This is a genomic window from Citrobacter sp. wls613 (genome assembly GCF_005281195.1).
Classification (GTDB): Bacteria; Pseudomonadota; Gammaproteobacteria; order Enterobacterales; family Enterobacteriaceae; genus Citrobacter; species Citrobacter gillenii.
Genome location: NZ_SZXN01000034.1, coordinates 80,201 through 91,730, shown reverse-complemented (window position 1 = coordinate 91,730; position 11,530 = coordinate 80,201). Strand labels below are relative to the sequence as shown.

At 51.4% G+C, this 11,530-nt stretch carries 14 protein-coding genes and 2 pseudogenes; 8 read left to right on the top strand and 8 right to left on the bottom strand.

All coding sequences use genetic code 11. The features are described 5' to 3' along the window. Nucleotides 1–35 precede the first annotated feature (35 nt). Nucleotides 36–662 carry an isochorismate family cysteine hydrolase YcaC gene (ycaC, locus tag FDX01_RS05105; RefSeq protein ID WP_096757333.1) on the bottom strand — a complete coding sequence of 209 codons (627 nt, stop codon included), beginning with the start codon at nucleotides 660–662 and terminating at the stop codon, nucleotides 36–38. Between the two features lie 234 nt (nucleotides 663–896). On the opposite strand from ycaC, the gene leuE reads away from it, so the two are divergent. The 4 genes from leuE (at nucleotide 897) to FDX01_RS05085 (ending at nucleotide 3,111) form a co-directional block, all read left to right on the top strand. Continuing rightward, nucleotides 897–1,535, top strand: a complete 639-nt coding sequence (gene leuE, locus FDX01_RS05100; protein ID WP_115259957.1) for a leucine efflux protein LeuE — start codon at nucleotides 897–899, stop codon at nucleotides 1,533–1,535. Nucleotides 1,536–1,710: 175 nt separating this feature from the next. Beyond that, nucleotides 1,711–2,073 carry a DUF1971 domain-containing protein YeaR gene (gene yeaR, locus FDX01_RS05095; protein WP_096757332.1) on the top strand — a complete coding sequence of 121 codons (363 nt, stop codon included), beginning with the start codon at nucleotides 1,711–1,713 and terminating at the stop codon, nucleotides 2,071–2,073. Nucleotides 2,074–2,076: 3 nt separating this feature from the next. After that, nucleotides 2,077–2,259 (top strand): DUF1869 domain-containing protein, encoded by a 183-nt coding sequence (locus tag FDX01_RS05090; protein WP_096757331.1) that lies wholly within the window; start codon nucleotides 2,077–2,079, stop codon nucleotides 2,257–2,259. A gap of 207 nt (nucleotides 2,260–2,466) precedes the next feature. Continuing rightward, nucleotides 2,467–3,111: a hypothetical protein gene (locus tag FDX01_RS05085; protein WP_137363035.1), complete on the top strand. Its 645-nt coding sequence runs from the start codon at nucleotides 2,467–2,469 to the stop codon at nucleotides 3,109–3,111. A gap of 54 nt (nucleotides 3,112–3,165) precedes the next feature. Here FDX01_RS05085 and fdhF read toward each other — a convergent pair whose 3' ends face one another. Then, a complete protein-coding gene (gene fdhF / locus FDX01_RS05080) occupies nucleotides 3,166–5,313 on the bottom strand; it encodes a formate dehydrogenase subunit alpha (RefSeq protein WP_137399346.1) in 2,148 nt (715 codons plus the stop codon). Between the two features lie 358 nt (nucleotides 5,314–5,671). Between fdhF and FDX01_RS05075 the strand changes: the two genes are divergently transcribed. Beyond that, nucleotides 5,672–5,920 (top strand): GlsB/YeaQ/YmgE family stress response membrane protein, encoded by a 249-nt coding sequence (locus tag FDX01_RS05075; RefSeq protein ID WP_096757328.1) that lies wholly within the window; start codon nucleotides 5,672–5,674, stop codon nucleotides 5,918–5,920. 49 nt (nucleotides 5,921–5,969) lie between these two features. Here FDX01_RS05075 and yoaJ read toward each other — a convergent pair whose 3' ends face one another. Genes yoaJ through FDX01_RS05060 form a run of 3 tightly spaced genes read right to left on the bottom strand, consistent with a single transcriptional unit; the run spans nucleotide 5,970 to nucleotide 7,218 of the window. Continuing rightward, a complete protein-coding gene (yoaJ, locus tag FDX01_RS05070) occupies nucleotides 5,970–6,044 on the bottom strand; it encodes a protein YoaJ (RefSeq protein ID WP_099530266.1) in 75 nt (24 codons plus the stop codon). 2 nt (nucleotides 6,045–6,046) lie between these two features. After that, the gene (locus FDX01_RS05065) at nucleotides 6,047–6,145 is read right to left on the bottom strand and encodes a YoaK family small membrane protein (RefSeq protein WP_096757327.1); all 99 of its coding nucleotides are present in this window, start codon (nucleotides 6,143–6,145) and stop codon (nucleotides 6,047–6,049) included. Nucleotides 6,146–6,192: 47 nt separating this feature from the next. Further along, nucleotides 6,193–7,218 carry a sensor domain-containing diguanylate cyclase gene (locus FDX01_RS05060; protein WP_115258706.1) on the bottom strand — a complete coding sequence of 342 codons (1,026 nt, stop codon included), beginning with the start codon at nucleotides 7,216–7,218 and terminating at the stop codon, nucleotides 6,193–6,195. Between the two features lie 186 nt (nucleotides 7,219–7,404). On the opposite strand from FDX01_RS05060, the gene FDX01_RS05055 reads away from it, so the two are divergent. Next, nucleotides 7,405–7,653: a DUF333 domain-containing protein gene (locus FDX01_RS05055; protein WP_137399345.1), complete on the top strand. Its 249-nt coding sequence runs from the start codon at nucleotides 7,405–7,407 to the stop codon at nucleotides 7,651–7,653. A gap of 7 nt (nucleotides 7,654–7,660) precedes the next feature. Here the strand turns inward: FDX01_RS05055 and FDX01_RS05050 are convergent. Beyond that, a pseudogene (locus FDX01_RS05050) lies at nucleotides 7,661–8,007 on the bottom strand (DUF488 domain-containing protein). Between the two features lie 198 nt (nucleotides 8,008–8,205). Between FDX01_RS05050 and FDX01_RS05045 the strand changes: the two are divergent. Then, the gene (locus FDX01_RS05045; RefSeq protein ID WP_117342964.1) at nucleotides 8,206–8,913 is read left to right on the top strand and encodes a CTP synthase; all 708 of its coding nucleotides are present in this window, start codon (nucleotides 8,206–8,208) and stop codon (nucleotides 8,911–8,913) included. 37 nt (nucleotides 8,914–8,950) lie between these two features. On the opposite strand, the gene FDX01_RS05040 is transcribed toward FDX01_RS05045, so the two are convergent. Continuing rightward, nucleotides 8,951–10,138, bottom strand: a complete 1,188-nt coding sequence (locus FDX01_RS05040; protein WP_137399344.1) for a CynX/NimT family MFS transporter — start codon at nucleotides 10,136–10,138, stop codon at nucleotides 8,951–8,953. Nucleotides 10,139–10,237: 99 nt separating this feature from the next. Between FDX01_RS05040 and FDX01_RS05035 the strand changes: the two are divergent. Beyond that, nucleotides 10,238–11,030, top strand: a pseudogene (locus FDX01_RS05035) (helix-turn-helix transcriptional regulator); the annotation flags it as partial. On the opposite strand, the gene FDX01_RS05030 reads toward FDX01_RS05035, so the two are convergent. Further along, nucleotides 11,013–11,459 (bottom strand): DUF441 domain-containing protein, encoded by a 447-nt coding sequence (locus FDX01_RS05030; protein WP_016152803.1) that lies wholly within the window; start codon nucleotides 11,457–11,459, stop codon nucleotides 11,013–11,015. The pseudogene FDX01_RS05035 and the gene FDX01_RS05030 overlap by 18 nt on opposite strands. Nucleotides 11,460–11,530: the final 71 nt, after the last annotated feature.

Below are 11,530 nucleotides of genomic sequence, written 5' to 3'. Positions count from 1 at the left end.
CCCGCCGATAACGGCGGGTTGATAAATTGCGGATATTATTTTCCGGAAGCCAGCGTGCTGTAACTGGTCATCAGGTTGCGATAGTCAGGAATATGGTTGGAAAACAGCGTGCCCAGCCCTTCAACGTCATTACGCCAGTCGCGGTGTAATTCACAGGCCAGACCGAACCAGGTCATCAACTGCACGCCGGCAGAAGACATACGGTTCCAGGCAGAGTCGCGGGTCAGCGGGTTAAAGGTGCCGGACGCATCGGTAACCACGAACACGTCGAACCCTGCCTCAATGGCCGATAGTGCAGGGAAGGCGACGCACACTTCGGTGACGACACCGGCAATGATCAGCTGTTTTTTACCCGTCGCTTTAATCGCGTTGACAAAATCGTCGTTGTCCCAGGCGTTAATCTGCCCCGGGCGGGCAATGTAAGGGGCGTCAGGAAACAGCGCTTTCAGCTCAGGAACCAGAGGGCCATTAGGACCGGTTTCAAAGCTGGTGGTCAGAATGGTGGGGAGTTTGAAGTACTTCGCCAGATCGGCCAGCGCCAGCACGTTGTTTTTAAACTTGTCGGGATCAATATCACGGACCAGCGACAGTAAACCTGCCTGGTGATCGACCAACAGTACGGCAGCCTGATCCTTATCCACACGTTTATAGGTAATCGTCATTTTTTTTCTCCAGGTGATGAGAGGGGGCCTCGACGGCGAAATCTATTGATAAACAGTAGTGGCTATCCGGGGTATTGGGTAGTCGCAAAAATGAGTTTCATCGTTGCAAATCTGGAACGAAAAATATTCTGCAACAGAGTGCGCTATTCATAAGCTTCTCTTTCCATCAGGTGATGCATTCGTTAGCATATTGTCTCGCAGCAAGTGCATGTGTTTTATCAGGAAGAGGTTAACGTGTTCGCAGAGTATGGAGTTCTGAATTACTGGACGTATTTGGTGGGGGCTATTTTTATTGTACTGGTACCGGGGCCCAATACGATATTCGTGCTGAAGAATAGCGTAGGGCGAGGGGTGAAGGGCGGTTACCTTGCAGCCTGCGGGGTGTTCATCGGTGATGCCGTGCTGATGTTTTTGGCCTACGCAGGTGTTGCGGCACTGATCAAAACAACGCCCGTTTTGTTTAATATCGTGCGTTATCTGGGGGCTTTTTATCTGTTATATCTCGGCGCGAAGATTCTGTATGCCACGTTAAAATCGAAGGCCACGGAGACTGCGGCCGAAGAAACGCCCTTTGGTGCTATTTTCAAACGTGCATTAATTTTGAGTCTGACTAATCCAAAAGCCATTCTGTTTTATGTGTCGTTTTTCGTTCAATTTATTGACGTCAATGCAACACATTCAGGGTTGTCGTTCTTTATTTTGGCCATTACGCTTGAAATCGTGAGCTTTTTCTACCTGAGCTTCCTTATTTTCTCCGGTGCTTTTGTCACGCAGTATATTCGCACCAAGAAGAAACTGGCGAAGGTGGGCAATTCTCTCATCGGTTTAATTTTTGTGGGGTTTGCCGCCCGTCTGGCGACGCTTCAGTCTTAACGCCATTAGCCCGCTCCAGGCGGCGGGCTTTGCGTTTTTCCCCATTCTTATCATTGTCCATCAGTAAGAATACTAACCAATAAATGGTATTTTAAATGTATATTTTGAGGCGTACCCTGTTCACAGCAGCGATTCAATAAGGCTCGCTGGTTGTCGACTGGAAAAGGGAAGAAAGATGCTTCAAATTCCACAGAATCACATTCATACACGCTCAACGCCGTTCTGGAACAAAGACACTGCGCCTGCCGGAATTTTCGAACGCCACCTTGATAAAGGTACCCGTGCGGGGGTTTATCCTCGACTGTCGGTTATGCAGGGGGCGGTCAAATATCTCGGATTCGCAGATGAGCACAGCCCGGAGCCCGTAGAGGTGATGATTATTGAAGCCGGTCAGTTTGGCGTTTTTCCACCGGAAAAATGGCATAACATCGAAGTGATGACCGACGACACCTACTTTAATATCGATTTTTTCGTTGCGCCTGAGGTTCTGATGGAGAGTGCTAATCAACGAAAAGTCGTGCGTACCGGCAAGGAGTGAGTCATGAGTAAAGCAACCTATACCGTCACCGTAACCAATAACAGCAATGGCGTTTCTGTTGATTATGAAACGGAAGCGCCAATGACGCTGTTGGTACCCGACGTGGCAGCCGAAGTGGTCAAAGATCTGGTGAATACCGTACGTTCGTACGATACAGAAAATGAGCACGATGTTTGCGGCTGGTAACGCCGTAAACGCCGTTACTCTATGATTTATATAAAAAACCGCAGCATGCTGCGGTTTTTTATTGACTGACATCCTGTGACTGGTTACTTAAACAGTCCGAAAAAAGAATTCTTAAGAAAACCTTAAGAACATCGCATTCATTGCTAATAGGCAACCATTCACAGGGGTTATGATCGGTACACAGTAACATTACAGAACATCTTGCTTATGAAATTGAACACCCAGCTTACATTACCCACACTCATTCTTGGATTGGTCATCGTCGCGATCCCGTTCACCGCAAACTGGAATCTTCCTCTGTTAAACGGCACCGTTGTCAGATGGATTGAAAATGGGCAGGCGCTGTGGCTACTGTTCGGCGCGATATTTACTCTCAGCTATATTCGGCCTTTATCTCGTCCTGAAGGTGAGAAGCAATTTTGGCTGTGGGCGGCAGTGTGGTGGCTGGTTTTACTGGGCAGAAGCACCAGTTGGGGGCGTGATTATTTCCCTGAGCATCCTAAACTTCTGTTCAGAACCATTTCAGTCGTGTTAATTGCCATGATTATTCTGCCAGTGTTATTGTCGAAGCGCTTACGGCAGGATATTGCACGTCGTGTACGCAATGAACCGCTGCCGATTTGGCTGCTGGCAATCACCACCTGTGCATTTTTAATATCTGACACCGTAGAACATCATCGCCTGCTGTCGCCACTGTTTCTGCATAATGCCCATTACGGCGATCTTATTGAAGAGCTGTATGAACTGCCGTTTATGGTGGGATTATTTCTGATGAACCTTGGTTTTATGCGGCGAGATAAGAAGGAAGAATACGCATCTGTTCGTGTAGGCAAGCAACTGCTGGCTAAGTGATCGAAATAACAGCCTGAGCCTTGAACAAAAGACTCAGGCTGTGTGTACTGTTATTTACGCAATAGCCTCACATAAACGTGACTTCATCTCGCTATATGATTGCGCAGCATACTTCTCTGCCCAATGTTGATCGGTGATGTGTTCGATATTCACCGCGCAATACTTGGTTTCCGGCGTTTTCGAGATAGGATCAAGATTATCCTGGGTTAACTCGTTACATGCGCCAATCCACCACTGATACGTCATATACACCGTTCCGCTATTGATACGCTCGGAGACATCGGCACGGCTGATGACTTTCCCACGACGGGAACTCACCCACACCAGGTCACGATGGCGGATCCCCTGTTTGGCGGCATCCTGAGTATTGATTTGCACATAGCCCGGTTCATCTGCCAGCGCCTGCAGTGCCGCGCAATTGCCGGTCATGGAACGACAGGAGTAATGCCCCACTTCGCGCACGGTACAGAGCACCATCGGGTATTTTTCATCCGGTACTTCGGCAGGGGCTCGCCACTGAGCGGCAAACAGCTTGCCCTTACCGTTGGCGGTATCAAACCGACTATTCTGATAGAGATACGGGGTGCCAGGGTGATCGAGATCCGGGCAAGGCCACTGAATATGGCCCATATCGCCCATTTTCTCATACGTTACCCCATAGAATAGCGGACAGAGTTCGCGCATCTCATCCCAGATTTGCTGGTTGTTTTGATACTGCATTGGGTAACCCATTTCGGTCGCCAACAGACTGATAATTTCCCAGTCGCGCTTCACATCCCCGGTGGGTTCAATCGCCTTCTCAAAACGCTGAAAACCACGATCGGCGCAGGTAAAGACGCCACCGTGTTCGCCCCATGAGGTTGCGGGCAGGATAACGTCGGCCATTTCCGCCGTCTTGGTCATGAAGATGTCCTGCACCACGATAAAATCAAGCGCGTTGAAGCCTTCTCGAACCAGGCCCAAATCGGCTTCGGTTTGCAGCGGATCTTCCCCCATGATGTAGTAGGCTTTAACTTTGCCTTCAATCGCCAGATGCGGGACTTCGGTGATCCGTGTGCCCACCTTGTCATCCATCAGGTTGACGTCAATCCCCCAGGCTTGAGCAAATTTCGCTCTCACTGCGGGATCGGTAACGTCCTGATAGCCCGGAAATTGATTGGGAAGCACGCCCATGTCGCATGCGCCCTGAACGTTATTCTGCCCGCGTACCGGGCCGACGCCGACGTTAGGTCGACCCAGATTGCCGGTCAGCAAGGCCAGACTCGACAACCCACGCACGACGTCGACAGCCTGGCCGAACTGCGTCACGCCCATTCCCCACATCACCGTCGCTGACGGTGCGGCGGCAAAGGTGCGCATCGCCTGGCGTACCTGTTGAGCTGGCACCCCGGTGAGGTGTTCAACGGTTTCAGGCGCATAGTCCTTTACGGTTTCCCAATAGCTTTCCAGGCCTTCGGCATGCTTTTGTACGTATTCACGATCGTAGAGCTGCTCTTCAATCAGCACGTGTCCAAAGGCGTTGACCAGCGCCATGTTACAGCCATTTTTCAACTGCAGGTGCTGGTCTGCAATACGCGCGGTTTCAATGCGGCGAGGATCGCAGACAATGATTTTCGCCCCGTTCTGACGGGCTTTGATGACCCGGCGGGCGACTATCGGATGAGAGTCTGCGCAGTTATAGCCAAAGATGAGCAGGCATTTGGCATTTTCAATGTCGCTGATGGAATTGCTCATTGCGCCATTGCCTAAGGTTTCCTGCAATCCGGCAACGGAAGGGCCATGGCATACGCGAGCACAGCAATCGACGTTGTTGGTGTTGAGCACGCCACGTGCGAACTTTTGCATCACATAGTTGGTCTCGTTTCCTGTTCCACGGGAAGAGCCAGTAGTCATGATGGCGCGGGGACCATGAGCATTTTTGATGTCTGATAGGCGTTTTGCGGTGTAGCGAATGGCTTCATCCCAGCTGACGGGCGTGAACTTTCCCCCTTTTTCATAACGGATCAGCGGGCGAGTTAGACGGGGAGTCAGAAGGCGCGTGTCGTTAAGAAAATCCCAACCGTAGTAGCCTTTCAGACATAGCTGGTTTTGGTTGGTCACCCCTTCAGCGGCTTCGGCGCGGATGATTTTGTTATTTTCAACAACAAGCTTGAGCTTGCACCCGGCCCCGCAGTATGGGCATACACTGGTGATTTTTTTCATCAATAACAGACCTGTTAAATGCTGAAATAGCGCGAATTGTAGACGCAGCCACGTGAATAGGTCACGGGCTACGATGTATCGTAGTGACGGGCTGTTAAAGCATAAAGTGTGCCAGAATTGAAAACGTAGTCACGGTAGGGTTGGGCTGCGAAATTAAACGTAAAGTCACTGACGAAACGACATTAATGACGATAAACGTCAGAAAAGATCGCCATTTGCGGTGATCTAAGATCATGAAACATCGGAATAAGATGAAAATCCATGGTGATGGTGATCACAAATTTTAATTTTTCGGCGCTATGCTATGCTTTTAAATAACGAGTCAATCGTTCACGTAAAAACATAAGCGAGGAAAAAAATGGGTATACTTTCATGGATTATTTTCGGTCTTATCGCTGGGATATTGGCAAAATGGATTATGCCAGGCAAGGACGGCGGCGGATTCTTTATGACTATTATTTTAGGGGTTATCGGTGCAGTCGTTGGCGGTTGGATCAGTACATTGCTTGGCTTTGGCAAAGTGGATGGTTTCAACTTTGGCAGCTTTGTTGTGGCGATTATCGGCGCGCTCGTTGTTCTGTTTATCTACAGAAAAGTCAAAAGTTAAATCAAAACAGATATTGAAGTAGAGGCCACTTCGTGTGGCCTTTATTTTTTTACCACCAGCCCAATTCGGTGCCGAGTACCACAATAATGGCGACGCCAATCATGATGAGCGTTGTTTTTTTCATGGTTATGCTCCCGGAGCGGCGTAGCCGCCAATAAAGAACCAGGATAAAAAAACAACGGCGGAAATGAAGATAATGACAGGAAAAATAATACCAATCCGCATGGTTTCACCAGCCAACGTTATGTGAAGATGAGCCAGAATAACAGGGCTTAATGCGTGACAAAAGCAGTTTTGCCCTCGCGTTTTTTATCCAGGTACATCGCGCTATCAGCGTTATGAAGCGCACAGTTTAAGTCGGTTTCTCGCGGATCGACTTCAATCACGCCCAGGCTGGCGCCAGGATAAAACAGGCTGATAGCGCCAAGCTGATAGTCGCCGCAGAGTTGTTGTTGCAACTGGTCTTTAACCCTTTGCATGCGCGTGTGTTGATCTTCTTCACTTTTTTGTGACAGACCCGCGACGAGAAACTCGTCGCCGCCCAGTCGGCCAAGAATATCGTTTTCACTACACACATGGCGCAAACGTTGCCCAACCTGGATCAAAAATTGGTCACCAACTTCATGGCCAAAACGGTCATTGATCAGCTTGAAATCATCTAAATCAATATAGGCGACGATAATTTTTTGCTGCAAATGGCGAGCCAGCGAAAAGAGGGTTTCCATATTTTCGAAAATGGCCCGACGATTAGGTAATCCGGTGAGCGCGTCGGTGTAGGAGTGTGCAATGAGTGCCGCATTCGCTTCACGTAATTGCGCCACCAGTGACTCTTTTTGAATCGACTGGGCAATCAGACTCGCAAACAGATGCAGGACCTGCTCTCCGCGTTGGCTCAACGTTTGTTGCTGCCGGCTGGTGGCGCAAAGCGTGCCGTAAAATGTCCCATCCGGAAGGTGGACTGGCGTGCTCAAAAAGGTGGTAATTTCCAGCGCGCGTGCGGCGGCACAGTCTGGCCAGCGAGCGGGGACGTTATCGCTGTACAGGCAGTTTTCTTCGATTGCGCGCTTGCACAACGTTTCATCCCACGGCACCGACAAACCCTCGGGTATATGCATCTGTCGGCTGTTACGTGCATACAGAATATGCTGCAGGCGTGCATCTAAATCGACTTTGGTTAAATAGGTCGACTCCATGTCAGTCACCATTTCCAGCATCTCCAGAAGTTGCCGAACCAGACCCTCAACAGACTGCTCGGTGGCTAATGATTGTGAGACTCTGGCAAGGATCATGTCAGACATGAGAGGTAAATACTCCTGAGTAGTAACAACGACGGTGATGCCTGCATGATAAAACAACACTGTGAAAGATGAAACAAGCCGAACTGTATGAAATGTAAGCGGAGAATGAAAACTCATCAGTAAAACATGGAGGTAGGCGGGCAGTCAGGGTAATCTGCCGCAATAACATTATTTGCAGGAGCGGTCATGAAATCTTTGTTTCTTGTGTTGCCAGGTATGCTGATGTTAGCGGGATGTTCGACGCAACCCGATGCACCAATGCCACCGAAAGTGGGTATGGCGAATCCGGCATCCGTCTATTGCCAGCAAAAAGGAGGTTCGCTGACTGCGGTACAAACGCCGCAAGGGGTACGTTCTGACTGCAAGCTCCCCGGTGGAGAAGTGATCGACGAATGGGCGCTTTGGCGCAGAGATCACCCGGCTAAAACGCAGTGAGAGCCTGCTACCATTGACGTAGCCACTCGGCCAGCACGAGAGCGTGGTTTTGCTGCGTATTTTTTGCTGCATACAGTAGCGTGACGGTCTGTTGACGCGCGATGTCAGCAAGCCGTTTCCCTTCCTGCTGCTGTTGAGCAAGCTCGGCGCGGTATTGTTCAGCGAAATGTTTAAAATCAATAAGTTCAGCATGAAATGCTTTGCGTAATTCAGTCGAGGGCGTGAGCGCTTTATTCCACTCATCGCAGGCCAGGTCGGTTTTTTTAACCCCCGTGGCCACAGTCTGTCGACCAGAACGCGATAACCATCATTTTGTTCAGCCGGGTCATACACGCGTTTACATTGAATATTCATTTCTCAATCCGCTCCGTTATGTCACCGAATGGAGACGTTTTATTATCGTCTTTACGGTACATTAAGATCGTAAAACGTGACCATTATAGCATTTTGTCGCGACTGACTCCCAATTTAAGGGATTGTGAAAACAACAAAATATCGGTAGGGTGAGGCTCCTTATGTTGTCCCTTATTGTCTGGACACAAGGAAACTCTCATGGACATTTCCCCTGTAAAAAATACACTTCGCATTGCGCTGGTCGGTGACTACAACCCTGACATTGTCGCGCATCAGGCGATTCCCCTTGCTATTGATGACGCTGCCGCGGTGCTGGAATTAATGGCGGATTACGACTGGCTAACCACATCGGATATTAATAGCGGTGAGGACCTGGTCGGCTATGACGCTATTTGGGTGGTGCCCGGTAGCCCTTATCAGCATCCAGAAGGTGCGCTGACGGCTATTCGTTACGCCCGTGAAAACAGTATTCCCTTTCTCGGCACCTGCGGTGGTTTTCAGCATGCCATCCTCGAATATGCCCGCAACGTGCTGGGTTGGCACGATGCCGCACACGCAGAAACGGATACCGAAGGTCGCATGGTAATTGCCCCATTGAGCTGCTCGCTGGTCGAAAAAACGGATGATATCGAACTGCGGGCGAATACGCTGATCGCCAGAGCCTACAATCAGGAGGTGATCTCCGAAGGTTATCACTGCAACTACGGCGTATCGCAAGCCTTTGCCGACGAACTGGAGCGTGGGGATTTACGCGTGACGGGCTGGGATGAGGCGGGAGATATTCGTGCCATTGAACTGGTGACGCATCCTTTTTATGTTGGCACGCTCTTTCAACATGAACGGGGTGCCTTGGCGGGGAAACCCGTGCCGCTGGTTCAGGCGATGTTACGCGCGGCGCGCGGATAAAAAGTCGGGCAGGTCTGCAATGAGCCTGCCCCATGCGTTATGGCGAGGTTATCTCACGGCTGCGTCCAGCATACAGGCCAAACACAGCCATCAGTGTCGCTAGCAGGGCGACGCCAATCAACGGTATCTGCCAGTTACCGTTGAGGTCGTGAATTTTGCCCATTAACGGCGGTCCACACGCCGCCAGCAAGTACCCCACAGACTGCGCCATACCGGATAGCGCAGCCGCCTGGTGCGCAGAACTGGCACGAAGTCCGATGAACGTCAGTCCGAGGATCATCGTGGCGCCCGAGCCAAAGCCAAATAAAATCGTCCACAACACGGCCTGGTTGGGTAGCAGCCAGAATCCTGCGGCTGCAATCGCACACATTAATGAGACCAAAGCGGCAATGGTGCGTTGATCCTTCAATTTAAACAAGATTAAAGGGATCAGTAAGCCGGGTGCGGCAGTAGCGAGTTGCAGCAAACCGTGCAGCGAACCCGCCTGCGCCTCGCTGTAGCCATGGCTAATCAAAATAGCGGGCAACCAGCCGATAATCACGTAATAGACGAGTGAGTTGATCCCCAAAAACAGCGTCACCTGCCAGGCGAGGCTGGAGCGCCAGATCCCTCGGGAATGCAACGCGCGCGAGTTACTCATCGTGGCATGGCTCGTCTGGCGATACTGCGGTAGCCAGATAAACAGCGCCAGCAGCGGAAAGACCATCAACATCATCAGCGCACCGCGCCAGCCGAATCCGTTAAGCGCCAGCGGCACCACGATGGCTGAGCCAATGGCGGCCGCAGCTCCCATCGTCAACGAGTACGCCCCGGTAAGTTTTGCGACATGTTGTGAAAAATCACGCTTAATCAGCCCCGGAAGCAGCACGTTGCCTAATGCTATCCCACAGCCAATGAGGGTGGTTCCACTAAATAAGAATGGCGGCGAGGGCAATGAACGTATGGCAATACCGGCGCAAATCAGCAGCATGGCGGCAAACAGACTGCGCTCAATACCCCATCGACGGGCAACGCCCGCCGCCAGGGGGGAAACTAACGCAAAGGCCAGCAGCGGTAGGGTAGTCAGGAGCCCCGTCTGGGCGGTCGTCAGCGCGTAATCTGCGCGAATGGCATCCAGCAGCGGCGCTGCACCCGTAAAGGTAACGCGAAGCGTGGTGGCAATCATCAGGATACCCGCAATCAGCAATGCACCTTGCTTGCCGCGGGGGGAAGGGGAATAAGTCATCTTTTTCTCTTATCGTCAGGCGAGGCGATACCTTACCGTTTTTACACCATGGATGAATCAAGCTAAAATGACAGATTATCGCTAAAATCGGACAACGTTATGCTGGGACTGAGGCTGGACGGGTATGAACCGGATCGCTATCACGATGCCGCTGTGGCTTTTTGTATTCAGGCTCAGGAAGACGAACTCTTCAGCCCGCTGCATCAGCACCGTAAAGGCCAGTTGATCCTGGCATTGCATGGCGCGATTACCTGTGAAGTTGAACACGCCATGTGGATGGTGCCACCCCAGTACGCGGTGTGGATCCCGGGTGAGATCCCTCACAGCAATCACGTCACCGTTGGCGCTGAGCTGTGTTTTTTGTTTATTGAACCGCAGGCGGTGGTGATGCCTGAACGTTGCTGCACGCTGAAAATATCACCACTCTGCCGGGAACTGATTCTTTCGCTGGCGACCAGAACCGATGCCCAGCGGCTGGAGCCGTCAACGCAGCGGCTGACGCAGGTCTTGTTTGATGAACTTCCGCAGCAACCGCAGGAGCAAATGCAGCTGCCGGTTTCCGATCATCCGAAAATTCGCAGGATGGTCGCAACGATGGCGCAGGAGCCCGCGCAATGGCAGACCTTGGGCCAGTGGGCTAGCGTGTTTGCGATGAGCGAACGCAATCTTGCCCGGCTGGTGGTGAAAGAGACCGGGCTGAGTTTTCGCCGCTGGCGTCAGCAACTACAGTTGATTCTGGCATTACAGGCGCTGGTTGATGGTCGTAACGTCCAGCAGGTCGCCCACATGCTGGGTTACGATTCAACAACCGCCTTTATCACCATGTTCAAAAAAGGCCTGGGTCAAACCCCAGGCCGTTATCTGACGGGGCTGGCTACTGTTTCCCCACAATCAGCGAAACCAGACCCGCGGCGATGAGCGGCCCCACAGGGACGCCGCGAAACAGCGCAACGCCCAGTACCGTACCGACCAGCAACCCGGCGACTAACTGCGGCTGACTGCCCATCAGCGTGACGCCACGTCCACCCAGCCAGGAGACGAATACGCCGATAGCAATGGCGACCAGTGACTTCCAGTTTACGAAGGAGTGAATGAGCGTGGAGGGCGGTAGCGTTCCGCTGGCGATCGGTGCCATCACGCCAATCGTCAGGATAATAATCCCGACAGTCAGGCCCTGTTTTTCAATCCACGGGAAAAAGGTGTTCAGCGGGGTGACACGGACAATAATCAGCACCAGGATTGAAACGGCGACAGTGGTGTTGTGGCTGACAAAGCCCAGAGCTGCCAGTCCGAGCAGGATCAGCAGAGTGACATCAAACATCGTAGTTTCCTTGCCAAAAAAGATAAGCCTGCTTACTGTACGCGCAAATGCGTGGTGGAACAGGCTTTTTT